The organism is Rhodococcus sp. 05-2254-2 (assembly GCF_002259095.1).
In the GTDB taxonomy this organism is placed as follows: Bacteria; Actinomycetota; Actinomycetes; order Mycobacteriales; family Mycobacteriaceae; genus Rhodococcoides.
Window position 1 is genome coordinate 167,928 of the sequence record NZ_NOZJ01000004.1, and the last position, 23,931, is coordinate 191,858.

32 protein-coding genes are annotated in these 23,931 nt (G+C 62.7%); 14 read left to right on the top strand and 18 right to left on the bottom strand.

The annotated features are described in order from the left end of the window. Nucleotides 1-126 precede the first annotated feature (126 nt). The gene (locus tag CH283_RS06800) at nt 127-1,095 is read left to right on the top strand and encodes an AurF N-oxygenase family protein (protein WP_068055249.1); all 969 of its coding nucleotides are present in this window, start codon (nt 127-129) and stop codon (nt 1,093-1,095) included. Here CH283_RS06800 and CH283_RS06805 read toward each other — a convergent pair. The 4 genes from CH283_RS06805 to CH283_RS06820 are packed head-to-tail and all read right to left on the bottom strand — an operon-like array spanning nt 1,068 to nt 3,959. Next, nucleotides 1,068-1,799 (bottom strand): TetR/AcrR family transcriptional regulator, encoded by a 732-nt coding sequence (locus CH283_RS06805; protein ID WP_141215212.1) that lies wholly within the window; start codon nt 1,797-1,799, stop codon nt 1,068-1,070. The two genes, CH283_RS06800 and CH283_RS06805, sit on opposite strands and share 28 nt — an antisense overlap. Before the next feature lie 35 nt (nt 1,800-1,834). Further along, nucleotides 1,835-2,362: a copper resistance CopC family protein gene (locus CH283_RS06810; protein WP_094640702.1), complete on the bottom strand. Its 528-nt coding sequence runs from the start codon at nt 2,360-2,362 to the stop codon at nt 1,835-1,837. 20 nt (nt 2,363-2,382) lie between these two features. Further along, nucleotides 2,383-2,739 (bottom strand): ArsR/SmtB family transcription factor, encoded by a 357-nt coding sequence (locus CH283_RS06815; RefSeq protein WP_032396178.1) that lies wholly within the window; start codon nt 2,737-2,739, stop codon nt 2,383-2,385. Between the two features lie 14 nt (nt 2,740-2,753). After that, nucleotides 2,754-3,959 carry an MFS transporter gene (locus CH283_RS06820; RefSeq protein WP_094640703.1) on the bottom strand — a complete coding sequence of 402 codons (1,206 nt, stop codon included), beginning with the start codon at nt 3,957-3,959 and terminating at the stop codon, nt 2,754-2,756. A gap of 126 nt (nt 3,960-4,085) precedes the next feature. Here CH283_RS06820 and CH283_RS06825 point away from each other — a divergent pair, with 126 nt between their 5' ends. After that, nucleotides 4,086-5,312, top strand: coding sequence for a GGDEF domain-containing protein (locus tag CH283_RS06825; RefSeq protein ID WP_176460185.1), 1,227 nt, complete (start codon nt 4,086-4,088; stop codon nt 5,310-5,312). An 82-nt stretch (nt 5,313-5,394) separates the two neighbouring features. On the opposite strand, the gene CH283_RS06830 is transcribed toward CH283_RS06825, so the two are convergent. Further along, the gene (locus tag CH283_RS06830; protein WP_068055229.1) at nt 5,395-5,688 is read right to left on the bottom strand and encodes a hypothetical protein; all 294 of its coding nucleotides are present in this window, start codon (nt 5,686-5,688) and stop codon (nt 5,395-5,397) included. A gap of 93 nt (nt 5,689-5,781) precedes the next feature. On the opposite strand from CH283_RS06830, the gene CH283_RS06835 reads away from it, so the two are divergent. Then, nucleotides 5,782-5,994 carry a hypothetical protein gene (locus CH283_RS06835; RefSeq protein ID WP_094640706.1) on the top strand — a complete coding sequence of 71 codons (213 nt, stop codon included), beginning with the start codon at nt 5,782-5,784 and terminating at the stop codon, nt 5,992-5,994. A gap of 22 nt (nt 5,995-6,016) precedes the next feature. On the opposite strand, the gene CH283_RS06840 is transcribed toward CH283_RS06835, so the two are convergent. The 4 genes from CH283_RS06840 to CH283_RS06855 form a co-directional block, all read right to left on the bottom strand. After that, on the bottom strand, nt 6,017-6,898 hold the full coding sequence (locus tag CH283_RS06840; protein ID WP_306437456.1) for a type IV toxin-antitoxin system AbiEi family antitoxin domain-containing protein: 882 nt from the start codon (nt 6,896-6,898) through the stop codon (nt 6,017-6,019). A 111-nt stretch (nt 6,899-7,009) separates the two neighbouring features. Further along, nucleotides 7,010-7,381 carry a PLD nuclease N-terminal domain-containing protein gene (locus tag CH283_RS06845; protein ID WP_094640861.1) on the bottom strand — a complete coding sequence of 124 codons (372 nt, stop codon included), beginning with the start codon at nt 7,379-7,381 and terminating at the stop codon, nt 7,010-7,012. Nucleotides 7,382-7,609: 228 nt separating this feature from the next. Beyond that, nucleotides 7,610-8,077 (bottom strand): hypothetical protein, encoded by a 468-nt coding sequence (locus tag CH283_RS06850; RefSeq protein ID WP_094640707.1) that lies wholly within the window; start codon nt 8,075-8,077, stop codon nt 7,610-7,612. Then, complete coding sequence (locus CH283_RS06855; RefSeq protein ID WP_094640708.1) at nt 8,074-9,108, bottom strand: LacI family DNA-binding transcriptional regulator; 1,035 nt, start codon at nt 9,106-9,108, stop codon at nt 8,074-8,076. Before CH283_RS06855 ends, CH283_RS06850 begins: the two co-directional genes overlap by 4 nt. A 222-nt stretch (nt 9,109-9,330) precedes the next feature. On the opposite strand from CH283_RS06855, the gene CH283_RS06860 reads away from it, so the two are divergent. Then, the gene (locus tag CH283_RS06860) at nt 9,331-10,272 is read left to right on the top strand and encodes a dihydrodipicolinate synthase family protein (RefSeq protein ID WP_068055215.1); all 942 of its coding nucleotides are present in this window, start codon (nt 9,331-9,333) and stop codon (nt 10,270-10,272) included. A 24-nt stretch (nt 10,273-10,296) separates the two neighbouring features. On the opposite strand, the gene CH283_RS28220 is transcribed toward CH283_RS06860, so the two are convergent. Then, complete coding sequence (locus tag CH283_RS28220) at nt 10,297-10,455, bottom strand: hypothetical protein (protein WP_156517214.1); 159 nt, start codon at nt 10,453-10,455, stop codon at nt 10,297-10,299. A 106-nt stretch (nt 10,456-10,561) separates the two neighbouring features. On the opposite strand from CH283_RS28220, the gene CH283_RS06865 reads away from it, so the two are divergent. Then, nucleotides 10,562-11,740, top strand: coding sequence for an Nramp family divalent metal transporter (locus CH283_RS06865; RefSeq protein ID WP_068055234.1), 1,179 nt, complete (start codon nt 10,562-10,564; stop codon nt 11,738-11,740). A 60-nt stretch (nt 11,741-11,800) separates the two neighbouring features. Here CH283_RS06865 and CH283_RS06870 read toward each other — a convergent pair whose 3' ends face one another. Then, entirely contained in the window at nt 11,801-12,730 is a 930-nt protein-coding gene (locus tag CH283_RS06870; RefSeq protein ID WP_255183120.1) for an EamA family transporter, read from the bottom strand. Between the two features lie 143 nt (nt 12,731-12,873). On the opposite strand from CH283_RS06870, the gene CH283_RS06875 reads away from it, so the two are divergent. From CH283_RS06875 to CH283_RS06895, 5 genes are all read left to right on the top strand, one after another. Then, nucleotides 12,874-13,371 (top strand): MarR family winged helix-turn-helix transcriptional regulator, encoded by a 498-nt coding sequence (locus CH283_RS06875; protein WP_094640710.1) that lies wholly within the window; start codon nt 12,874-12,876, stop codon nt 13,369-13,371. 139 nt (nt 13,372-13,510) lie between these two features. Further along, nucleotides 13,511-13,984 (top strand): DIP1984 family protein, encoded by a 474-nt coding sequence (locus CH283_RS06880; protein ID WP_094640862.1) that lies wholly within the window; start codon nt 13,511-13,513, stop codon nt 13,982-13,984. A gap of 257 nt (nt 13,985-14,241) precedes the next feature. Further along, the gene (locus tag CH283_RS06885) at nt 14,242-14,814 is read left to right on the top strand and encodes a cysteine hydrolase family protein (RefSeq protein ID WP_094640711.1); all 573 of its coding nucleotides are present in this window, start codon (nt 14,242-14,244) and stop codon (nt 14,812-14,814) included. Nucleotides 14,815-14,838: 24 nt separating this feature from the next. Next, nucleotides 14,839-15,285: a hypothetical protein gene (locus CH283_RS06890; protein WP_094640712.1), complete on the top strand. Its 447-nt coding sequence runs from the start codon at nt 14,839-14,841 to the stop codon at nt 15,283-15,285. A gap of 3 nt (nt 15,286-15,288) precedes the next feature. Beyond that, nucleotides 15,289-15,624: a hypothetical protein gene (locus tag CH283_RS06895; RefSeq protein ID WP_094640713.1), complete on the top strand. Its 336-nt coding sequence runs from the start codon at nt 15,289-15,291 to the stop codon at nt 15,622-15,624. A 203-nt stretch (nt 15,625-15,827) separates the two neighbouring features. On the opposite strand, the gene CH283_RS06900 is transcribed toward CH283_RS06895, so the two are convergent. The 4 genes from CH283_RS06900 to CH283_RS06915 all read right to left on the bottom strand — a co-directional run bounded on the left by CH283_RS06900 (nt 15,828) and on the right by CH283_RS06915 (nt 18,543). Continuing rightward, nucleotides 15,828-16,328: a universal stress protein gene (locus CH283_RS06900; RefSeq protein ID WP_176460186.1), complete on the bottom strand. Its 501-nt coding sequence runs from the start codon at nt 16,326-16,328 to the stop codon at nt 15,828-15,830. 46 nt (nt 16,329-16,374) lie between these two features. Next, nucleotides 16,375-16,743 (bottom strand): fluoride efflux transporter CrcB, encoded by a 369-nt coding sequence (gene crcB / locus CH283_RS06905; RefSeq protein WP_094640715.1) that lies wholly within the window; start codon nt 16,741-16,743, stop codon nt 16,375-16,377. Next, nucleotides 16,740-17,240 carry a fluoride efflux transporter CrcB gene (gene crcB, locus CH283_RS06910; protein WP_094640716.1) on the bottom strand — a complete coding sequence of 167 codons (501 nt, stop codon included), beginning with the start codon at nt 17,238-17,240 and terminating at the stop codon, nt 16,740-16,742. Before crcB (CH283_RS06910) ends, crcB (CH283_RS06905) begins: the two co-directional genes overlap by 4 nt. Nucleotides 17,241-17,397: 157 nt before the next feature. Further along, nucleotides 17,398-18,543, bottom strand: a complete 1,146-nt coding sequence (locus CH283_RS06915) for a citrate/2-methylcitrate synthase (protein ID WP_094640717.1) — start codon at nt 18,541-18,543, stop codon at nt 17,398-17,400. An 89-nt stretch (nt 18,544-18,632) separates the two neighbouring features. Between CH283_RS06915 and CH283_RS06920 the strand changes: the two genes are divergently transcribed. After that, entirely contained in the window at nt 18,633-19,841 is a 1,209-nt protein-coding gene (locus CH283_RS06920) for a citrate synthase (RefSeq protein ID WP_094640718.1), read from the top strand. On the opposite strand, the gene CH283_RS06925 is transcribed toward CH283_RS06920, so the two are convergent. Next, nucleotides 19,835-20,473 (bottom strand): TetR/AcrR family transcriptional regulator, encoded by a 639-nt coding sequence (locus tag CH283_RS06925; protein ID WP_094640719.1) that lies wholly within the window; start codon nt 20,471-20,473, stop codon nt 19,835-19,837. The genes CH283_RS06920 and CH283_RS06925 overlap by 7 nt on opposite strands. A 39-nt stretch (nt 20,474-20,512) precedes the next feature. Here CH283_RS06925 and CH283_RS06930 point away from each other — a divergent pair, with 39 nt between their 5' ends. Further along, nucleotides 20,513-20,908, top strand: coding sequence for an SDR family NAD(P)-dependent oxidoreductase (locus tag CH283_RS06930; protein ID WP_255183121.1), 396 nt, complete (start codon nt 20,513-20,515; stop codon nt 20,906-20,908). A 16-nt stretch (nt 20,909-20,924) separates the two neighbouring features. Here CH283_RS06930 and CH283_RS06935 read toward each other — a convergent pair whose 3' ends face one another. Together CH283_RS06935 and CH283_RS06940 are read right to left on the bottom strand one after the other, a co-directional pair. Continuing rightward, nucleotides 20,925-21,857, bottom strand: a complete 933-nt coding sequence (locus CH283_RS06935; RefSeq protein ID WP_094640720.1) for a TIGR01777 family oxidoreductase — start codon at nt 21,855-21,857, stop codon at nt 20,925-20,927. Then, nucleotides 21,854-22,525, bottom strand: coding sequence for a TetR/AcrR family transcriptional regulator (locus CH283_RS06940; protein WP_094640721.1), 672 nt, complete (start codon nt 22,523-22,525; stop codon nt 21,854-21,856). Before CH283_RS06940 ends, CH283_RS06935 begins: the two co-directional genes overlap by 4 nt. Nucleotides 22,526-22,697: 172 nt before the next feature. Between CH283_RS06940 and CH283_RS06945 the strand changes: the two genes are divergently transcribed. Then, nucleotides 22,698-23,453, top strand: a complete 756-nt coding sequence (locus CH283_RS06945; RefSeq protein WP_094640722.1) for a helix-turn-helix domain-containing protein — start codon at nt 22,698-22,700, stop codon at nt 23,451-23,453. Next, nucleotides 23,450-23,860: an SRPBCC family protein gene (locus CH283_RS06950; protein ID WP_255183122.1), complete on the top strand. Its 411-nt coding sequence runs from the start codon at nt 23,450-23,452 to the stop codon at nt 23,858-23,860. Before CH283_RS06945 ends, CH283_RS06950 begins: the two co-directional genes overlap by 4 nt. The last annotated feature ends 71 nt before the right edge of the window (nt 23,861-23,931 follow it).

The following is a 23,931-nucleotide window of genomic DNA, read 5'->3' on the forward strand; positions in this document are numbered from 1 at the left end:
CGGTCGGCCGGTTTCGTCGTTTCGAATCGATTTCTTCGAGTATCTGCGACGGAGCGTTGCACCAACCAGATTTATATGTGACGCTGTGTAGCGTAAAGATTTGAGGACGCGGGCGGAAGGATCACCATGACTGCAGTCGACGACGCACGAACGCTCTACCGAGACAGGCTGCACGCTCTGTCGACGGCATCGGTGCATCAGCACTTCGACGCCTTCCTCGACATCCCCTGGGACGAGCCCGAATATGCGATTGTTCCCAACGATCCACGCTGGGTGCTCCCGGACGCGGACCCGCTCGGCCACACCGACTGGTACAAGTCGCTTCCCCTGGACCGGCAGATTCACATCGGGATGTACCGCCAGGCCAGCATGGTCAAGGTCGGCCTGCAGTTCGAGCAGATCCTCATCAGCGGACTCATGCAGTACGCCCTCACACTCCCGAACGATTCACCCGAATTTCGGTACTCGACGCACGAAGCCACCGAAGAGTGCCACCACACCCAAATGTTCCAGGAACTGGTGAACCGCATCGGCATCGACGTGCCGGGTGGGCCCGCGTGGTTCCGCAAAGTCGTACCGATGCTCACGGTGTTCGCCGCTCGATCGGCACCGTTCGGGTTCTTCGTCGGCGTCCTCGCGGGAGAAGAGCCGATCGACCACATGCAGAAGGGCGTCCTGCGCGCCGGTAGCGTCGGACACCCCTTGGTTCAGCGCGTGATGCAGATTCACATCGCCGAGGAAGCCCGTCACATCGGCTTCGCGCATCAGTACCTCGAGCACAAGGCCCCGCGGCTCGGACGCTTCGAGAAGGCATCGATCTCGATACTCATGCCGGTCATCATGCGACTGCTGTGCGACGTGATCATGAAACCGAGCAAGCAGATGCGACGCGACCTCGACATCCCCGACGAGGTTGTCGACGCCGTCTGGTGGGACAGCGACTCCTCACGAAAGGCATTGCGCGACACCTTCGGTGACGTCCGCATGCTCGCGGGCGAGCTCGGACTGATGAACCGCGTGTCCCGACGCGTCTGGCGCGCCCTCGGTATCGACGGACGTCCCTCGCGCTACCGCAGTGAGCCGTCGTTCGGCTGAGTCTCGTCGACGACGCTTTCGAGTGGCACCTGCGGGATCGCGATGCCGCGGGATGCGCCGAGGCCCTTGACCTGCAGCCAGATTGTGTCGGCCAGGAATGTCGCGAAATGATCGAGCCCGGTACGTGTTTCGGTCTGCCCGCTCCAACTGCGCACCGCACCCATGCAACCGGACACCAGGCCCGCCACCCACGGCCGCACCAGCGACCAGTCGTCGGTGGTCAGGTCTGCATGCACGAGGGACAGGAACGCCGCGACGCTCACTTCCAACTGCTCGGCCAGCATGGCGTTGGTTTCTTCGAGGGGAGTAGGCGACTCGGCACTGACGTCCTGCTCGACGAAACGCGTCCACGCGGGATGCTCCGCCACCCACCGCACGTAGGTACTCACCACTCGATGGACCACATCGCGAGGAGTGCCGGTCAACGCGAACGACGTGACCAACGTGGCCGTCAACTCCGCGCAGATCGCCCGCTGAATGGCCGTATCCAAGTCGGTGCGATCACGAAAATGCCGGTACAGACCGGTGCGATGCACCCCGGCCTCGGCGGAAATCTGTGCGGTGGTGAGCCGCTCACCAGGAGCGATATCACGCGCCAGCACCGTCATGGCGGCGTCGATGATATGGCGTCGACGATCGGTGTTGTGCTGTTCCCAACGCCGCTTACGGCCATCGGACTTCGGGCGCGGGCCACCGTCACTCATGCTGCATGTTCTCACGTCCACACTGGGCAAGGCTGTCAGTTGCTGCGTTTACGAAGCGCGAACAGAACGCCGGCGGCACCGACCACGGCCACCGCTGCGCCGATCGGCCAGAGTGGGAATCCGTCGTCGGTGTCCTCTGTCTGGGTCGCGGGCGGTAGGGCCTCGTTGGTGAAGTCGAGGTCCGTTGCCGGGGGAGCGGCGGCTTGGGTGAGCTGGAACGGAATGCTGCCGGTGATCGGATGCCCGTCGGCGGAGACGACCCGATAGCCGATGGTGTACTCACCCGCCGCACCCAGCCCGTCCAGATCCACTGTCACCGTGCTGCCGTCGACGACGGGATCCGATGCCCCCCATTGCGTTCCATCGGATCCGACGACGGTCACGGTGGCGAAGTTCGACTGCACGGACTGATTGAACGTCAGCGTCACCTCGTCCGGCGCGGCGTCGAGGACGGAGTTCTCGGCAGGGTTGCTGGACTGCAGAGTTGCATGGGCAGCTGCCGGAGCGATCGACAGTGTTGTCGCGGTGAGAATGGCGGCTGCGATCACGGCCAGGCGTTTCATGGACTGCTTTCTTGTTGTGGCTACTCGTGCGGAGGTTCGCCGGTGACCTTGTGGTCTGCGAAGTTGAGGCCCTCACGCACGAGACGGGCGAGGTGACCGTCGGCCAGGCGGTAGATGACGTTTCGGCCGTCGCGTCGGGTCTCGACGAGTCCGGTGAATCGCAGCTTGGCCAGATGCTGACTGACGGCGGTGCGGGAGGTTCCGGTGGCCGTGGTCAATGCGCTGACGTCGGCGGGGCCTCGGTCGAGTAGCCAGAGGATGTGCAGTCGGGTGGGGTCGGAGAGCATCCGAAAGGTGTCGCTGGCCGTGGCCAGGCGTGCGGAATCCGGTTCGACGGCATGGTCGAGACTGATGCGCGGTTCTTTCTTCGGTGGCATCGAACGTCGTCTCCCTACGCGGAGGCGACCACCGACATCCGGGTGCGACTCCACAGGCGTGCTGCGGTCAGTGCCGCAAGTGTAGCCAAGCCCGTGAGCACCATCGCCGCAGTGAACAGTCCGAACTGGGCACCGACCCATCCCGCAACCGGATAGGTGAGCAGAAACGCGGCATGCGAGAGCGAGAACTGCGCCGTGAAGATGGACGTGCGGGTGCTCTCGTCGGATTCACGACGCAGAACTCTCGCCGACGGCGTGTTGATCATCGACGTCCCGACGCCCAGCAGCGCCCACGTCGTGGCCAGAGCGATCCAGGCTGCCGACCCACCGTTCAGGGTTGCAACTGCTGTCGCTGCTGCGGTTCCCACGACAGCCGTTGCGGCTCCGGCGAGCATGAGGGTGTGATCGTTCGTGGATCTGAGGGCTCGCGGGATGAACAGTGCCGCCACCATCGAACCGGCACCGTAGACGCCGAGAGCGATGGCCAGCTGGCTGCTCGATCCGCCGAACAGATCGCGGACGTAGACCACGGAATTGACGACCACCAGAGCCGTCGCTGCGGCGACCACCGTGTTCAACGCGAGCAGCCCCTGCAATTCGGGATTTCTGACGAACGTCGTGATGCCGGTTGTCGGCCTGTTGTGTTTGGGCGTAGTGCGTTTCGGCAGCACTGTGCCCACCACCATCATCGCGGAGACGACGAACCCCAGCGCCGTGCCGACGAACAGTGTGTGAAAGCCGATGACCGTCAACAGTGCTGCGGCGATGAGTGGACTGACCAGTGACTCGAGGTCGTAGGCGAGACGCGAGAGCGTCAACGCGCGGGTGTACTGCTGCGCGTCGGGCACCACGGACGGAATGACCGCCTGAAAGGTGGGCGTGAACGTGGCCGACGCCGCCTGCAGAACGAAGATCAGCACGTAGACCTGCCACACCTGATCGACGAAGGGCAGCGCCAGCGCGGTGAGCGCTCTGACGGCGTCGGCGGTGACGAGCACGAGCTTGGTCGGGAGCGTGTTGGTCAGCGACGAAACAATCGGAGCGACAAACACATACGCGATCATCTTGATCGCCAGAGCGGTACCGAGGACCGCACCGGCGGCACTGCCGGCGATGTCGTAGGCGAGCAGCCCCAGGGCCACCGTCAACAGTCCGGTGCCCAGCAACGCAACGACTTGCGCGGTGAAGAGGCGTCGAAAGGCGATGTTTCGGCGAAGCATGGCTTCAAGGTACACATGCGTGCGCACTTGCGCACTCATATGGTTTTGCTAATTCCGAGTTCCCGCAGGCACGGCAGGGAATCTTTGGGTAGCGTTGCGCGGTCGGCGTCACAAACGAGGTGGTCCATGACCGGTATGCGGAACGCATCGAGCGAGGTCATGCGTCGCGCCGTCGATCAGTTGCCCTCGATGATCGGATACTGGGACAGCTCGCTGCGGAATGTGTACGCCAACCAGGTGTATGCGGATTACTTCGGTATCGAACCTCGGGATTTGGTCGGTAAGCACCTCAGCGAACTGCTCGGCGAGGCTCTCTTTCAGTTGAACGAGCCGTACATCACCGGCGTCCTCGCGGGCGAGCAGCAGCAATTCGACCGGACCCTCATCGACGTCAACGGTGCCGTGCGCGTCACTCAGGCAACCTATGTGCCCGATATCGTCGACGGTGCCGTCGTCGGGTTCACCGCGTTGGTCGTCGATGTCAGTGCGCGCGCCGAGGTCGAACGCGAGCGCGATCGCGCGATCCGGCTGTTCCAGAACGTCATGGAGAACGCCCCGATCGGCAAAGCGGTGATGACCCGTGACGGACGATGGCTCCAGGTGAACAAGGCCTTGTGCGAACTACTCGGCTACACCGCAGAAGAATTGCGGCAGAAAACGTTTCGAGACATCACCCATCCCGACGACATTCCCCTCGCCGACGAACACCTCAAGGGACTGGCCGAAGGGACGCTGACGAACGTGGCGTCGGAGAAGCGATACATCCGCAAGGACGGTGCCACCATCTGGGTACAGCGAAACGCGACCGTGGTGCGTGACGACGAATCCGGCGACGTCATCATCGCGCAGATCCAGGACATCACCGCCCGCAAAGCCGCCGAGGCGTCGCTCGAACGCCAGGTGCTGATCGACGACCTGACGGCGTTGGGTAATCGACGACGACTGATGGCCGAGCTGGATGCGCTGAAGGAATCGGTCGGCGAACGTCCGGTCGGAATGCTCTTCGTGGACATCGATTCCTTCAAATCCATCAACGATCGGTTCGGCCACGCGGTGGGGGACCGGGTACTCCAGGCAATCGGCCGTCGCATCCTGGACAACACCCGCGCTCGAGACATCGCCTGCCGCATCGGCGGTGACGAATTCGTAGCCCTGCTGCACTCCGCCAGATCTGCCGAGGGAGTCGAACGCCTTGCCAACCGGGTTCGTGGCCTCCTCGCCGGCCCCTACGACATCGACGGCACTGTCGTCCCGGTCTCGGTGAGCGTCGGATGGAGTTGGGAACCGACCACCGACCCGGACGAGTTACTGCGTATCGCAGACGAGCGAATGTACTCGTCCAAGCGCGCCTGAGATCTGGATCAACGTGGGTTTCAGTCGGTCGGAGTGCAAGAGAGTCGCATTGATCCGGTGGATCGGGCCGGGCTGGGGAATTTCACAGCCGTGTCGGCCGTGCACCCAGTGGCGGCGCGGGGGTGGGCCCGCGGTGCTTACGTGACTCGACTCGATACGCGATGTAGAGATACAGGACGCCGGTGATGGCACCACCCAGGCAGCTTGCAGCGATATCGAGCGCGGTGGAGCCCGAGGTGATCGTCAAGTGCATCAGGAGGAAGCCGATACCGACTGCGGGCACGAGGGCAAGCGCATTGATGTAATCGGCCCGGGTTGCGCCGCACTTCTTGCTCAGGGCCCCGGTCATGACCCACTCGCGAAATGGCTTCTGCATCTCGGCCTCCGACCTTGTGCGGTCCACTTTGTCCGTTTTCTCCACGGTACCGGATAGTTCGCGGCGCTGACTATGTCATGGGAGGGTGCAGGTATGCGTGCTCTGGTGTTTCTCGCGGTCCTTGCGATCGTGTACACATGGCCGCTGTTCGGAGGCAGCCCCGGCCAGTGGTCTGCCCTGTTCCAGGGCGTCATGATCGGCGCGATAGTCAGCACCGCGGTGACTCCCGCGGGATGGAAGGCGATCCGACGCATCAGAAGTCGACTCGTTGGGTCGTACAGTCCACCCAGGTCCTCGCGGCGATGAAATCGGGTGCAGCTGACCGCGCTCAGCGCGGCTGGCTGCACCGGATTCGATCGAGAGTAGCGACTATCTCGGCGATCACGTGGTCCATGCGTTCGGTCAGGTCGACCCAGGTGTAGCGAAGGATCGTCCAGCTCTGAATGATGTCGTTCTGCCTGATCCGATCCTGATGGAACGCGTCGTGATCGGAGTGAAATGCCCAGCCGTCGATTTCGATAACCACCATCTCGGCGAGGAACGCGAAGTCGAGTTCGTATCCGCCCCATCGATAATTGACCACCCAGCCGCCGATCTTGCGGGCCCGGAACTCTCGAACCAAGAGACGCTCTCCCTCCGAGCGTGCACCGTTCGCTGCGACTTTCAGCAGCCGCTTCGCTTCGGGAGCGCCGGTGCGACCTGGGTTTCGTGCATCTGCCCGCTGCAATCGCTCGAGGTCGGTGTGTCGCTGAAGTGCCCGATCCATGATGTGCGCCTTACCTATCGACGCTTCCAGAACAGTGAGTTCGAGAGACGTGACACGAAGTCCGCGCCGCTCGACGATGTCCTTGTTGTGAATGTCGCGGCGACGTAGTCGGCAGCCCTCGGCGCGGCTTCGACCCCTGCGTGGGGTGGTGACCTCGATGATGCTCGGCACGTCGGAGATCACCCCGTGCCAGAAGGCAGCGGCTTCCCCGCTGAGTGCAGCGTTCGGTCCTGCACCCCACACGGCGCACCGAATGCGTGCGTCCGCGGTGAATGGGCGGTCCACGACGAAGTACACCCCGCGATGAATTGTTCGCCACGCACCGGCGCGAACCGAGCGATCCACTGCGTCGCCACTCAGGCCGCAGAGTGCCGCCTGCGCGCGAGTGATCACGCCGTCGTGCTGTGCCAGCCATTCATCGAGCATGTCCACTTGGACGTTCACGGTGCCGAAGCGGTTCCCTAGCGAATCGGGTGCACTGAGCCGCGCTCAGCGCGGCTGGGTGCACCGAATTCAATCGACGCGGAGCTGTGTGTTCGAGAGTTCTGCCCCAGATCAGAACCCCAGATCTCTGTTGCGACGCTCGCGCTCGAGTCGGCGTTGTTCCTCTGCACGTTCTCGACAACGCCGGAGAAATTCTGCATCGGCATCGGGATTCTGGGCGGACTGACGGCCGGGGCGTGTCTCGTATTCAGGAAACGCAGAGTTGCTCGCGCGCCGGTTGCCGCCACCGGGACCTCCCCAAACTCCTCCTCCAACAGGACGTCCCGCGAACAGCCATGCCAATGAGCCGGCGAGCGGGAGAAACACGACCAGCAGCAGCCACACGATCTTCGGGAGGAATCGCACTCCACCATCGTCGGCCGTGATCACGTCGATCAGACAGAACACCCACAGCAACATCACCAGTAGACCGAGATACGGCATGTGATCCTCCACTTTCAAGACCGTTCGGTCTGATGTATCGAGCATCGTAGCGGGGCTGTCGCGATTTCGACAGATTTGGCCCAGGTCTATCGATCTGCAGGATGTGGTCAGCGAGGCGGGGAACTGCGCTGCTGGGCAAAATCGGGTGCAGCTAGCCGCGCTCAGCGCGGTCAGTTGCACCCGATTCGACCTCCAATTGCTTCAGCCCGCATAGCGTCGCTGCAACAGTCAGTGGCCTTGGGAGTAGATGAACAGCGACGACTGTCGTGTGTTCCTGGTGAGCAGGACGGTCACGGGGTCTGCCGTTCCCCTTGTGGGACGCGAGGTGGACAGCATCTCGGGTTCGCAGGTCAAGCCCAGTGCAGTCCAGTTGCTCGTCGATGCAGCGGCGCACGTCACCGGTTGCAGGGGCGGATAGGAAGGGTTTGCCGCCGATACCGCTGTGTCGTCGCCGGCCTCGCTGGGCGCGTCGAATCGGGCCCGCCACGCGGGCTGACCGACGAACTCCGTGTGGGTGAAGGCCTGAACGAACTCGAAGCCACTCGGCACGTCGAAAGCTATGTCCTGCAGACCACGCGACACTTCTTCTTCATTCATGGACCTGCGTTCGCCGGGCTCGAACGAACTGCACGACGCGGTGAGAACGACGACCAAACCGATGAGCCAGAACCGACACAGTCCTGCTGACGAACTCATCTCGGCGCACGGCTCGATGATTGTCTCGGGATCAGTGTCGGGAGTGCCTTTTTCAGCGGAGTCGAGCCGTCGTCGCCGTTGAGTAGTATTTCCATTGCGGTTCGGGCGATTTGGTCGAATGCGGTGCGAACCGAGGTCAGGGGAACCGGCAACAGTTGCGCGAGCGGGATGTCGTTGTAGCCGACCAGTGAAAGGTCCTCTCCAACAGCCAGATTGTGTCGATGCGCTGCCGACAACACTCCGAGGGCGAGGTTGTCGTTGGCTGCGAACACGGCGGTGGGACGGCCTGAGCCGTCGAGCAGATCGTGTCCTGCGCTTGCCCCGGCTTCGATTCCGTAGCCGGTCTCGATCGTCCACTCCGGGCGTGGTTGCAGGCCGGCTTCGGCAAATGCCCTGTGCGCGCCCGCCAGACGACCGACAGCACTGGACGTGAACAGAGGGCCTGTCAGCACTGCGATGTCAGTGTGGCCGAGATCGATGAGGTGACGAACCGCGAGATATCCACCGGTCTCGTCGTCGCCGATCGAGGACGGGCTCTTTCCGTCGGTTCTCAGCACCAGTACGTGCGGAATTCCGTTCTCGCGCAGGTGACTGGGGAGGGGGTCGTCGGTGCGGCTCGTGGCGAGAACGACCCCATCGACATTGCGCTCCAGAAGCGACTGTGCGGCGTTCCATTCGTCGGTGGGATCGTCGCCGCTCGTCGCGACGACGGCGTGGTAACCCTCCCTGCCCGCTGCCCGGTCGATGGCCTCGAACATCAGCGCCATCACGGTGTCCGAGAGGCGCGGCACCAGGACGCCGATGGTGGCGGTGGCACCGCGTCGTAGATTCGACGCGAACGTGTTGCGCCGGTATCCGAGATGCTCGGCAATCTCGCGCACCCGTACGGCCGTCGCGGATCGGGACGGTGCGACGCGGTCGTCGAGCACACGGCTGACGGTCGAGATGCTGACCCCGGCAGCCTTGGCGACGTCACGCAGTGTGACCGCGTCTGCGCGCTCCGTCGAGAGCCCGCTTCGGGTGGAACGCATGTGCAGTTCCTGACTGTTCGTTGAATCTCCTGGTACGGCCGAACTTACAGATCGCCAGCCTGCGGCGCATGCAAACGTCCCAGGAACGTTTGCAAGCGGGCCATGCGATGCCTGTCACCCCTGATCTTCAAAGTGATGGTTGACACATCGGCGGCGAGCGGTTTAGCGTGATGCAAACGTTCCCGACAACGTTCCCATCAGAATCTCGAGAAGGACGACAACATGAATTCACTCGATCTCCGCGGACTCAGCCCAGCACCGATCACGCCGTTCACTCGCGATGGTGAGGTCGACTACGACGCGATCCAGCGCCTCGGTTCCTGGCTCGGCAGCGTCGACGGCGTCAAGAGTCTCGTCGTCCTCGGTCACGCGGGTGAAGGCACATTCCTCACCCAGGCCGAGCAGGCCAAGGTGATCGGTGCCTTCCGCGATTCGGTCGACGGAAAGCTTCCGATCATCGCCGGCATCACCGGGGAAGGAACGGCCGTATCCGTCGAAGAAGCCAAGCGTGCGGTCGACGCCGGTGCATCTGCCGGACTGGTGTACCCGTCGCACGGTTGGCTGCGTTTCGGCTACCAGGACGGCGCACCGCAGGATCGGTACCGCGCACTGTACGAAGGATCGGGCTTGCCTCTGATCCTGTTCCAGTACCCGGACGTCACCAAGGCGACGTACAACCTCGACACCCAGCTCGAAATTGCCGCTCAGGAGGGCGTTTTCGCAACCAAGAACGGCGTTCGGAACATGCGCCGTTGGGACCGTGAGATCCCGGTTCTGCGCAAGGAGAACCCGGACCTGCAGATCCTCAGCTGCCACGACGAATACCTGCTGCACACCATGTTCGACGTCGACGGCCTCCTCGTCGGCTACGGCGGCCTGGCTCCCGAACCCCTCGTCGAGCTCATTGCCGCAGGCAAGGCCAAGGACTACCCGGCCGCACGCGCCATCCACGACCGTCTGCTGCCCGTCACCGCCAACGTCTATCACCGCGGATCTCACATGGAGGGCACCGTCGCGCTCAAGGAAGGCCTGGTCCACCGCGGCATCCTCGAGCACGCCACCGTCCGCTCGCCGCTGCTGCCACTCGCCGCAGGCGCTCACGAAGAGATCGCGGCGGCACTCGATTCCGCGAACCTCGGTTCGGTAGTACCCGCGCTGGTCTGAGTTCCCTCGCAGGGACAGACCGCGTCAGATCACTCGGTCGGCATCGGTGGCCATCTTCGCCCGGCCATCGATGCCGCACACCGACCTTCGCTCGTACTTTTCGTATCCGCTCCCCACCGCGTCGAGCCGAGGGCACACTGCCTCTAGTAGCGAGTACGGAGCGTCACCAGAAAGGCTCGTCATGAGTCAACCCCGCACGACCCCGGTGGCACAAGCCGCGTCCACCATCACCGCTGATGGACCGCCTGCCATGTCGAGTCGATGGAAGACCGTCCTGAGCACGCTGGCCATGGCGGGTCCCGCCTTCATCGCCGGCGCCTGGCAATTCGGCCCCGGCAACCTGGCCAGTGCGGTCGAGGCCGGTAGCAAGTACGGCTACGCGTTGATCTGGGTCGTCGTGCTCTCGACGGTGTTCATGCTCGTGTACGCCGATATGAGCGTGCGTCTGGGAATACGGACGCCGACGTCGTTGATCAGTTCGGTCAAAGACATCCTCGGACACCGCGTCGGCGTCGCTGCCGGCTTCGGGGTCTTCATCATCACCCTATGCTTCTCGGTCGGCAATGCCGTCGGATCCGGACTCGGGCTGTCGATGGTATTCGGCGGATCCCCGTTGATCTGGACGATTGCCTGCACGGCATTCGTGGCGCTGATCCTGTTGTTTCGCAACGTCTATCGCATAGTCGAGCGAGTGCTGCTCGTCATCGTCGGACTCCTCGGTGCCGCCTTCATCATCAGCGCGGTCATCGCGAAGCCGGACTGGTACATGGCTCTCGACGGCGTGATGCCCAGCGCCCCTTCGGGAAGCTTGCTGCTCATCGTCGCGCTCGTCGGCACCAACTTCTCACTCAACGCAGCGTTCTTCACCTCGTACGGCATCCATGAACGGGGCCGGACCAGAGGCGAATACCGTCAAACCTCCATTGCCGACACGATTCCCGGCATCGTCGCCCCCGGCATCATGACAGCGCTCGTCATCGTCGTGGCCGCTGCGGTACTGGAGAGCCAGAATGCCGAAGCGACCAGCTTGGTCGGACTGGCGAAAATATTCGAACCCATTGCAGGACCGATAGGTTCGACCATCTTCGCCCTCGGACTGTCGGGAGCGGCCTTCTCCTCGATGGTGGCCAATGCCACCGCCGGAGGAACTATGCTCTCCGACGCGTTGGGCCGGGGAGCATCGCCCGGTACCCCTACGGCGAAGGTGACCTGCGCTGCAATCCTGGCGTTCGGTTTGGCGATCACCATCATGTTCACCTCGTCGCCGATCCAACTGATCATCGTCGCCCAGGCTCTGACCGTGCTGGTGGCCCCATTCCTCGGCTTCTTGCTCTACGTCATGAGCAACAATCGCCAACTGATGGGAGACCTCCGAAACACGTGGTGGAAGAACGCACTCGGTGTCCTCGGATTCCTCTCCATCCTGTCGCTCTCCGGTGTGCTGGTCTACGAACTTATGACTCGCTAGACCACGCGTCGCAATCGTCCCGGGCGGAAGTTCTCACGAACTCCTGCCCGGGACTTTTCTCTACCTCAACGCCACCGATCGCGGTGGGTGTGTCGTGACGAACTGTCCGGCTATCGAACCCACGAGCGCGATTCCGAAGCCGACGCACTGAACCCCGGTCATGCTCTGTCCCAGCACTATCCATCCGATGACTGCTGCAGTCAGCGGACTCAGCACGCCGAGGAGTGTCACATTGGCACTGGGAAGAGCGCGGGCACCGCGAAACCACAGTGAGTAGGCCAAGGCGCCGCCCACCACTGCGAGCCAGGTGTAGCCGACTGCAGCCTCGGCATCCAGTGCCCACTGCCCTTCGTCGACGATCGGAATCAGTGGCGAGATGACCATTCCGCCGATAATCAGTTGCCATGCAGTGGAATTGAGTGGGCTGGTGTCGGGTGGCACACCCCAGCGCTTGGTGAGGGCGACACCGATTGCCATGCTGACGGCTCCGACCACTGCGGCGGCGAGGCCGATTGCGTCGAGTCGGATCGTTCCGGACACAGCCGTCAGCGCAACCCCGACGACGGCCAGCGCGGCCCATCCAACCTGGACGGGCCGCGTTCGTCCCCAACCGAAGATCACCGATATCGCCACGATCACAAGCGGCTGCGCGGACCCCACGACGGCGGCAATTCCACCGGGTAGCCGGTAGGCCGCCACGAACAGCATCGGAAAGAACAACCCGATGTTGAGTACACCGAGGGTCGCGGTCTTGAGTCTCCATCCCTTTGCGGGAATGCCCGGAGCGATGAGCAGCAGAAGGAGCCCCGCGGGAACCGCGCGCAGCACGCTGGCGGTCATCGGCCGGTCGGGAGGAAGGAGTTCGGTGGTCACCAGGTACGTCGTGCCCCAGAGGATGGGAGCGAGTGCGGCAGCGGCCGTCAATCCGAGAGTCGAGGGGGCGACGTCGGGCGCGCGGAGGCGTCGAGCATCGGTTGGGTGTGTCTGCATGCGAGGTGGTCGCATCGGTGGCTCATCTCTAGGGCGCGGTCCGTAAACATCTTAACGTTGAACTATCTAGCATTGAACGGTAGGACGGTCGTGGCACAATGTCAAACAATTGAGCACTGAAGTATTGAAGGGTGGTTGGCTCGATGTCGAACGAGGCACTCGACGCAGTGGACCGGATCGTCCAGCAGTGGCGGGCCGAGCGGCCCGATGTGGATGTCGGCCCCATGGAGGTCATCGGCCGTATCAGCCGTGCGGCGTCTGTACTGGACAGGCGCACGCAGGCTGTACTGGTCGAATTCGGTTTGCAACCAGGCGAATTCGATCTCATCGCAACGCTCCGGCGCGCCGGGTCTCCGCATCGTCTCACCGTCGGGCAGCTGCTGGACAGCGCGATGGTGACGTCAGGTGCCGTTACGCACCGTTTGAATCGGTTGACCGACAAGGGATTGGTCGAACGCGAGATCGACCCCACCAATCGTCGGGTGGTCATAGTGCAATTGACGCAGGCCGGAATCGCTGCAGTGGATGCCGCGCTACCCGCTCACGTGGCCAATGAGGAAGCTCTGCTCGGATCGTTGAATTCGGATGAACGACGGCAACTCGCAGGCCTGTTGAAGCGACTTCTTCTCGATCTCGGATAGATGCGCCACCGGCACCGGCTCTTCCGCATCCAGGCGGACTGTGGTACTTGTTGTTCCATGAACTCATTCGACACGTCGAAAGGCGCATGAGCGCCCGTAGTCACAGCACCGTCGGTCTCGAAACGCCGAGGTGCAGAACATGAAGCTTGCCGAGGCCCTCGCTGAACGAGGGGAACTGATCAAGCGCACCGAACATCTGAAGGTTCGGATTCTGGCGAACGCCCGCCATCAGGACGGTGAATCACCGGCTGAAGATGCGTCGATTCTGTTGTCGGAGTACACAACTGTGCTCGACCGTCTCGAGGTCCTCATCCGCAGGATCAACCGGACGAACAGCGCCGCGACGATGCGGGACGGAACAATTACCGACGCACTCGCGTCCCGTGACGTGCTGCGGATGCGTCACAAGGCGATCTCCGCAGCAGCGGACGCCGCGTCGGGACGTGAACAGGAGCGTCGATACGGTCCGCGACAGCTGCGGTCGGAGTTGGTGTATGTGGCAGCCCTTCCTGTTGCCGAATTGCGCTCCACTGCAGACGATATCGCCAGACAGATCCGGCTGGTGGATCTGGAGATCCAACGCATCAACTGGGAATGCGACCTGATCGAGTAGTGAATCGGTTGCCGGGTAGTAGGTAGTTTTCGTTCGAGGCGAGCACGTGCCGCGGCCGGCGGTTTTCCGGTCCTTCTCCCGCGTGGTGAGCAGCGTCCCGGGTATTCACCCGTTCACAGTGCAGCTCAGTACAATTCACGGAGTACGGCGCACACCTCACAGTGCACTACCGTGTGCTGATCGAACGAGAACGAGGGTGGGTAAGGGGCCACCCGGCATTGTGGTCTCGACGGCTTTCGGAGGTTAGCCTGAACGGCATGAACGTACCGCCGATACGCCTCGAACGGCCTGCTCTGATCGTCGTCGACGTGCAGGCTGGATTCGACGATTCGGAGTTCTGGGGTCCGCGGGACAACCCGTCGTGCGAGAGCAATATTGCTGCGCTTCTACGGGTGTGGAGGTCGAAGGCGTGGTCGATCGTGTTCGTTCGACATGACTCCGATAACCCGCAGTCTCCATTGTCGCCGACTGGTGATGGGCATGCGTTCAAAGACGTCATCGAAGGAACTCCGGATCTGCTGATCAGCAAACGGGTCAATTCGAGCTTCTACGGCACCCCGGACCTCGATGCCTGGCTACGAGCAGAGGGCATCGACCAGGTGGTGATCTGCGGGATCACCACCAATCACTGTTGCGAGACCACCGCGCGCATGGCGGGCAATCTCGGTTACGACACCTACTTCGTCATCGACGCCACACACACCTTCGATCGCCTCGCACTCGACGGAACCACGGTGCCCGCGGCGACGTTGTCGGCAATGACTGCGACAAACCTGCACGGGGAATTCGCGACTGTCGTCGTGACGGAGGATTTGCTTTCGAGCTTCTAGCCGAGCCGTTTGATACCGTTCGGTATGGCGAATCGGCGGACGACTGCAGGTCTGGCAGGACCCATCGTGTTGCTGTATCTGGGTTACTTCGCCTCGGTCCCGATAATCCAGGCTTTCGTTCGCGGCCTGTTCGAGCCGCAGTTGAACTGGGCCGAGATCGGTTGGGGTGAAACGATTGTATTTGCATTCATGGTCGTTGCGGGACTGATTGCGTGCGTCACGGCGATACGGATTCTTGTCGACTCGCCGCGGTTTCCGGGCATCGTGGCGACGTCGGGTTCGTCGATCGGCCGCAAGATCGATTCGGTGGCTGTCACGCTGATCGGGTTCGCAGTCGTCGTGTTTTCGCTGATGGGCGAGGGTCTGGCACTCGGCTTCTTCGCCCCCATCGTTATCGGATGGTTGTGCGTCAACACAATTCGCAACTACAGATCGCTGTCCAAGTCGGGTCGAGCTGCGACGGTGCAGTGATACGTGAACACCGTACTTGCGCTGCTAGTGATGGTCGGAGTTTGCGCGTTCACATACGGCGCTGCAGTCGGCATTCGAGGAAAGGCGCTCCACGTCGACTACTACGGCCGCGACGTGCCGGACCGAGTGAAGACCACGCCGCACCTGCGTGCACGGGCGAACAGGATATTCGTGGTCTGCAGCGTCGCTGCCGCTACTTTGCTGCTGGCTCCACTGTTTTGGATCTTCACCGACTTCCAACGCGAAAGAACGACGTGGGAGTTACTCGGTCTGGCGGGCTATGTCTTCATCGTCGTACTCGTCGGCAGCTACCCGTTCGCAAAAATCAAGAGTCTGTGATCATTCGGCCTTCGCTCAGGTTGGTTCCGGATCCATCAGTGACTCGACTGTCTCGCTCTCGGAAATCGATCAAGACCACGTAGAAGCCCGGTGCCGAGTCCGGATAGAGCACTGTGAATCGAGGCCACCGTTTGGGTCCAGCACGGGTCGAACAACGATCTGGACGCGCTCGTCGAGTCAGGGGCCGAAACGGTTCAGCTGAGTCAAGCGGGCACTGTCAGAACCGGCCGACCGCAGTGTCGAGCAAGGTTGTCGGCTGCGGACTCGCCGCCCAATCTGCGTAGTACCGAACCGAAACCGCCGCCGGACGCACCCAGGACAATCATCGACGCGTCGTACTTCCGTCCGAATGATTCCAGTGCGCCGCCGGGAGTTCCGTAGACCGCATCGTAGGTCCATGGAACGTCGGCTCGGTCGAGTGCCTCGGTTGCACGTTCACGTTCGCGCCCTGCCTGGGCCTCGGTGTCCTCTTCGTACGTCTCCGAGTCGGGGTCGACGGGTGTGTCGGCTAAGTCGATCACGTGTACGACGTGCACAGATCCTCCGATCCCCGATGCGAACTGCAGCGACCACGTCAGCGCGTGATGCGAGATGTCGCCGCCGTCGTAACCGACCACCAGCGGGCACTTGTGGATATGGGGACCACCGTCCGGTCCGTCGATGTGCTCTACCGCGCTGCGTCGGTGGTGGTCTGAACTGGACATCATTGCCTCCTCGAATCGTGCACTGCAGAACGAACATGCGCCCTCATCAGATGTACGCCGTCGCGATCATCGCGACACCGACGACCGCAGTGGTGGCGAGCGCCGTGCCGATGGCGTTGGACGCGGCGAGCCCGTAGTGGCGGCGTTCGAGCAGGCGGATGGTCTCCACACTTGCGGTGCTGAAAGTGGTGAAACCACCGCAGAACCCGACACCGATAATTGCCTGCACCTGCTGAGGTGCAGACCGAAACATCACCAACCCCGCCACGATGCCGAGTACGGCCGATCCGGTGACATTGATCAGCACTATGGCGTAGGGGAATTCGGTCTTCAGTCGCGTTCGGATGACGCCGTCGAGCACGAATCTGCTCACTGCCCCGGCACTTCCGGCGAGAACGACCCACAGTGCGATCATCGCTTGTCCTCCGTGTGGGCACCGAACTGTTGCGCGAGAACTATGCCTGCCCCGGCTGCGAACGTACCGACGACCACACTGACGGTCATGTACAACGCGGCCGCCAACACCCGATGATCTTGCAGCAGTTCCACGGTCTCGAGAGCAAAGGAGCTGTAGGTGGTGTACGAGCCGAGTACCCCGGTGCCGATACACAATCGGATTCGGCGTCGCCAGCCGTCGTCAGGGCCGGAGAGCGCAAGACGCTCCAACAGCATCCCGAGGACGAAAGCTCCGGTGAGGTTGATGACGAGAGTGGTGAAAGGGAACGGACCCGAATTGGGCGGATACGCGGTCTCGGCCGCGTATCGAACACCGGTGCCTACCAGGCCGCCGAGGGCTACGGCCGCAATAGCGGCTGGTTGGGCATGCACTGGGCGGGAAGGGGCCGGGCTGTCGGGGTCGACCGGCAGGGACCCATCGGCGGTAGCGCCGTGCGTCTCGTGGAAATTGTTCATCAACCTGCTCCCTATCTGCGGACATACGAGTGCCGAGACAGGGACTGTTGTCGGTCCGAGGACCGAGGTTCGGTTACGGCGAGCCCCACCGCCGCTGCGCGCACCGGCGCATGATCATGATGGCACACCGTGATGCGGCTCCGCCGCAGTGGCGTGATCAGGTGCCCTGGGTGGCACTCGACCGCACCACTGCCGAAGGCACTGGGCCGTCGTAGCGGGCGATCGGGCGAATGATCTTGCTGTCATGTGACTGCTCGACGATGTTGGCACACCACCCGACCATCCGACTGCAGGCGAAGGTGGGCGTGAACATCGACCGAGGAATTCCGCAGAGCTCCATCACGACACCGGCGTAGTACTCCACGTTGGCGTACAGCTTTCGATCCGGTTTCAGATCGGCGAGCGCAGCGGTGATGACCTTCTCGACCTGAACAGCCTTGTCGATGAGCTCCCCGCCCAACTCCTGCGCAGTTTCGCGCAGCATCACCGATCGGGGATCGTCGGTTCGGTACACCGGGTGCCCGAAGCCCATGATGCGTTCGCCTGCAGAGATTTTCGCTCGCGCCCAGGCGTCCGCGGAATCGACGTCGGCGATCTCGTCCAGCCCGTCGAGAGCGCGATCCGGGGCACCTCCGTGCAACGGACCAGCGAAGGCACCGATGGCTGCGCACACTGCGGATGCGATGTCCGAACCTGTCGACGCGACAACTCGCGCAGTGAACGTCGACGCGTTGAACCCGTGATCGATCGTGGCGGTGAGGTATCTGTCGACTGCTCGGGAATGGGAGGCGTCGGGTACCTGCCCGGTGATCATGAACAACCAGTTCTGCGCGGTGGTCAGATCCTCGCGCGGTTCCACGGGTTCTTTGCCGGTCCGAATCCTGTGTACGGCAGCCAGAATGGTCGGCGTCATCGCGCACAGACGTAGCGCGGTCACACGCTTGTCCGATTCCGACGACTCGTAGAGGGGTAGTGCGCCTGCCAGCCCCGACAACACCGTCCGTAGCGCAAAGAGGGGTTGCTCGGGACCCGATTGCGCCACCGTTCTCACCGCAGCTGCCACGGCCTCCGGCAATATTCGCAGCGGTGCCACTGTACTCAGGAATTCGGCGCGCTCGAAATCGTCCGGCAGCCGACCTTCGACCATGAGGAACCACGCGTCCTCGAAGGTCAGGTGTAGCGCGATGTCGATCGCCGAGTACTGGCGGTAGTGATAGAAACCTTCGTCGCCGCGAACATCTCCGATGGATGTGGTGGTGACAACGACGTTGTGGAGCCCCCGTGGGGCATCGAGAACGGTCATGGCTGCACTCCTTTGCGCTGGTCAACCCCTACGATCCGCGCTAACGTTGATTATTGTCAATGTTGATCGAATCAATGTGAAAGGCGGACATGACGCACGCCGACGGTCGGAACATGCTCACCACCGCGCAGGCTGCCGCACGGCTGGGGGTCAAGCCGGAAACGGTGTACGCGTACGTCAGCCGCGGTCTGCTGACCAGCACTCGACTGACCGGCGTGCGGGGGAGTGTGTTCGACGTCGACGAGGTGGAATCTCTCGCCGGACGCGACACCGCTCGGCGTACCGATATCGGCGCCGTGGAACGAATTCGAACTCGGATCACGCTGATCGACGACGGGCATCTGTACTACCGGGGGCGTGATGCGGTGGAGCTCAGCTCGCGTGCGTTCGAGTCGGTTGCACACTTCGTCTGGACGGGTGAATTGCTGGACGAAGTCCACTTCCACGCGGACTCCGTTGTGGTGCAACGATGCAGAGAAGCGACAAGGCTGGTGTCGCCGGATTGCCGGTCCATCGATCGGATCCGCATCGCCGTCGACATCGCGTCCACCTACCGACCGATGCGATTCGACACCGGGTCCACATCCGTTGTTCGCGAGGCAGGGCAGCTGCTGGCGACGGTCGCAGCAGCACTCGGTGGTGGTTCCTCGGAGCTTTCGGTTGTCGAATCGGTCTGGGCGGCAATCAAGTCCGACTCCTCGAATCCGAACGGTCTGGCGGTGCTGCAGGCCGCGCTCGTCCTGATGGCAGACCACGGTCTTGCTGCGTCGACGCTCGGAGTTCGGGTGGCAGCGAGCACCCGAGCCAATCTGTATTCGGCAGTCTCGGCGGGTCTGGGATGCATCGACGGCCCGCTGCACGGCTCCGCTGCCGATCCCGTGTATCGGTTCCTGACGATGGCGATCGACGATCCGATAGGCGCTCTCGCAACACAATTGAGGTCCGGGGAGCGGGTGCCCGGCTTCGGGCACGTCATCTACACCGACCGAGACCCGCGTGCCGAGGAACTACTGCGACTGCTTCGGGACCCGGCTCACGGTGCGGACCCCGTAGTGATCGCTGCAGCGGACACGATAATCGAGGAGGTGAGTAGCAGATTCGATACCTTTCCGAACTCGGATTTCGCTCTCGCCACGTTCACCCTCGCCTACGGGCTCGAGTCCGACACACCGGAGATGCTGTTCGCACTCGCCCGCATTGTCGGGTGGACGGCACACGCCATCGAAGAATACGACGAAGCGCCCCTTCGCTTTCGGGTTCCAGGCATCTACACGGGGACTCGACCGGGAACCTACTGAGGCGTCGGGCAGTCCAGTAATGCGAACGCAGCAAGCAGTTGGCGACGCGCGGCAGCGATCTCGGCTGTGTTGTCGGCCAGGTGATGCAGCAGAGCGCGCTGAAAGATGCCGTCGAGAAGGATGTAGGCCGAGGCGTTGTCGAGTGCGGGAGTGGAGCCGCGAAGTTCGCAGTAACGAGCGACCACGCGCCAGATCATGTCCTCGCGACGCGCCTCGATCTCGAGCACGTCGTTGCGGAACGAGCCGTCGAACAGAGCTTGATTGCGCAGGTCGTACCAGAGTCGATGGATGCCGGCGTCCTCGACCAGAGTGGCGAAGTACTTCTCCTCGAAGTCCGCGTACAAGCCGGTGGCGTCGACGGCGTTGGCCACCACCTCGTCGTAGCGAGTGACACACATGGCCTCGTACTGGCGAACGGCGTGCGTGATGAGGTCGAGTTTGTCGGTGAAGTAGTAGTGCAGCACGCCGTGTGAGTACTCGGAATTCTGCGCGATCTCCCTCAGTGACGTGCGCGCGTAACCCAATTCGGCCAGCGTGTGCAGCGTCGCCTCGGCCAGTTCGGTGCGCTTGGCCTCGAACTTGTTGCGGGCTCGCTCTTCGATACGCGCGCGAGGATCAACGGTCTGGGTCATGTGCCGGGTCCTTTCCGCGCGTGGTCGTCACCTCAGTGTATGCCCGACGGCCGATCGGGGGATATCGGCGGCGGCCAGATATTGGTCGCTGAAAAAGGTGTGGGCGGCACCGCGCTGCTCGGATCCTATTGCGCTACAAAGGCTGCAGTCATCCAGGTCACCCGCGTCGCAACATTCGAAATGCGAGCATCGGGAGTGCGGGTGAATGCGGTGTGCCCCGGATTTGCCGACACTGCGATGGTCGACCGACTGGTCCCGGACTTCGAAGCCGCGACCCAGATTCCGTTCGGTGACCTGGTCGCCGCGAAGCAGGAACGACTGGGAACGCCAGAGGACATCGCGGAAGTGACGTTGTTCCTCGCCTCCGACCGGGCGTCGTGGATCACCGGAAGCCACTACATCCTGGACGGAGGACTGTCGGCGTCGCTCGTCTAGGTTCGGGAGCTCCCCGTCACCCGAGGGCGACGGGGAGCAACCCTCGGGGCGTCTCGGATGCGATGTCGGTCAGCGCTTCCTGCAGGTCGGGGTATCGGAACTCGAAACCGCTGCCTGTCAACACCTGTGGATCCACCCAACGGCTTTTCAAGACCAATTCTGCCTCCGTGCGAATCACCCGTGCCCCGAACTGAAGCAGCCATGCCGGTGTCGGCAACCCGCGGCTTCGGCCCAGAGTGCTCCTCACCTTCTGCATCAGCTCCTCGTTGGTCACCGGGAACGGCGTGGCCAAGTTCACCGGGCCGGAGATGCCTGTGTTGTCGTAGAGGTGATCGAGGATGCGTCCGACATCGGCGACGTGCACCCAACTGAACATCTGGCCGCCGTCGCCCATCGTGCCGCCGAGTCCGACTCGGGCCAGGTCGATGATCGGGTTGATCGCACCGCCGCCTGCACCCAGCACTATCGACATACGCAGCGCCACTTTGCGAATGGCCACATCGGCGTCGAACAGCTCACGCTCCCAGGCGCGGGCGACCTCGACGGAGAATCCCGACCCGATGTCGCCGGATTGTTCGTCCATCGGCCTGTCGCGCGAATCGCGATAAATGGTGCCCGTACTGGCGTTGACCCACAACTCGGGTGGGTTCTGGACCTGAGCCAAGGCACGCCCGAGTTGGGCCGTCGTCTGGATGCGCGATGACATGATCTCGTCCGCGTTCGCCTTGTTGTAGCGACAGCTCACCGAGCGGCCTGCGAGGTTGACGACCAGATCGGAACCGTCGAGCACGTCGACGAGGCCGCGATGGTCGGACCATGTGGCATCACTGGATGTTCCGCGCCCGACGGTTCTGACGCGAATGCCGCGATCTTCGTAGGAGCGATGCAGGTACCGGCCGATGTAGCCGGAGGCACCGCACACGACGACAGTCGATGGTGAATCAGTCACTGGTCCAACCCTTCTGGAGAGGTCATTCGTTTCAACAGGCCGGCCACGTCGGTGACCAACCCCCGCGCCACCGGGAGACGAGCGAGGCGTACGGCTTTGGCCACCACCGGTACGAGCCCGTCGACCAGGATGCGGGTGCGTGCCTGGTTGTCCGAGGAGTCGGTGACCCAATGGAGGGTGACACCCATGTAGATCATCCAGAGCAGCTGCGGAAGAACGTCTTTCAGAGAACCGGGAACCTTCTGTTTCGACGTCTCCAAGGTGGTTCGCATGAGGTCGATGGCCATGGACCTGGCGTCGGACGATTCTTCCGAGAACGGACTGGAACTGGACCGGGTGGGCAACGCCAATTGCAGAAAGGATCCACCGAATGCGTGATACGGCTCCATCACGTCCAGCCCGGAATGCAAGACGGCAGCCAGGTTTTCGGACAGTGATCCGCCGTCGACGAGGACGCGGAGTGCACGCTCGCGATGATCGCGCTGGATCACCGTGTACAACTCGTTGACGAGTTCGTCCTTGCCGGCGAAGTAGTAGTAGGCATTCCCGCGCGAGACGCCCGCTTCGTCGGCGATGCGACGCATCGTGGTCGCCTGGAACCCTTCCTCACGAAAGAGGCGTAGAGCTACCTCGACCACCTTGTCGCGAGTCTCAGACGTGCGAGCCATCGATTCACCTCAATTCTGAACGTGTTCAAATTCGACCATAGACCTGCTTTTGAACACGTTCAAGATCGGATGGTGGATGCCAGGGAGGGCTCTGCCCGATTTTCAGCGGTGACCACGGTGTCCGATCCCGGTTCGTCGGAAGATCTGGCCCCGATCGAGGAGAATTCCATCCATGCTGCCGCCGGAAAGGACCTACGCCGAATTTCCCTCGCCCGTCGACGGGATTCGGTGCACCTGGGAGCGGCGGTCGCACGCGGGGGACCGGCCGTTGATCGTTCCCGACGGATGTGTGGATCTGATCTGGTTCTCCGATGGACGACTCGAGGCGGCGGGCCCGGATACCGCAGCCCGACAAGCCGTCACCCTCGGTCCGCTGGAGATGGTCGGTGTGCGTCTCGCTCCGTCCGCAGCTCGAAGGGTCAGTGCGATTCCAGTCGGTGAATTGTGTGATCAGCAACCGCATGTCGCAGCGCTGGGAGCGTCCTGGTTGGAGGCTGCCCATGTCCTTACGGGTCACGATCCGAACGGTGCGATGCCAGCGCGGCGAAAGATGCTCGCCGACCTCACCGTTCGGGCCATGAGGCCTGCGGAGGACGGGCTGGTCCTGGCCGCTGTGCAGGTGCTCGAGGCGTCGCCGGGTATCAAAGTCGGTGATCTCGCCGTCGGCTTGGGAGTCGGTGTTCGGCAGCTGCATCGGAGGTTTGTCGACGAGGTCGGCTACGGCCCGAAAACCCTCGCCCGGGTCATTCGCGTCGGGCGGCTCGTCGACGTTGCTGCCACCGTTCCCGACCTGGCGTCGCTCTCGTATGCCGCAGGCTTTGCGAGTCAGGCGCACATGTGTGACGAGGTACGTGCACTCACCACGTTGACACCGGTCCGATTTCTGGAAGAACGTCGCGGCCCGTCTTACGTAGGGTCGCTGCTATGAACCGAGAACCCTTTGTGGCAAGTAGACATGTGGCTCGAGTTATCAGGCGTACACCCGACGAGGTGTACGAGTTCGCCGCGAATCCTGCGAACTTGCCCAAATGGGCGGCAGGACTGGCGCACAGCCCGGTGACCATCGACGGTGATCGGCTTCTCGTAGATTCGCCGATGGGACAGGTGACAGTACGCTTCGTGCCGCACAACGACCTCGGCGTTCTCGATCATGACGTGACACTGCCGTCGGGGACCGTCGTGAACAACCCCGTAAGAGTGCTGAGTCATCCAAATGGGGCGGAAATTCTGTTCACGGTCCGACAAATCGAACTGAGCGACGACGAATTCGAGCGCGATCTCGGCATGGTCGCCGACGACTTGAAAAGACTCGCAGAGCTACTGGAAGGTCAGTGACCTCGTGCGTCCATCAACAGGGATGTACGCGTCCAATTGGGCCTCGACGAAGTCCGACGTCGGGTCGATCC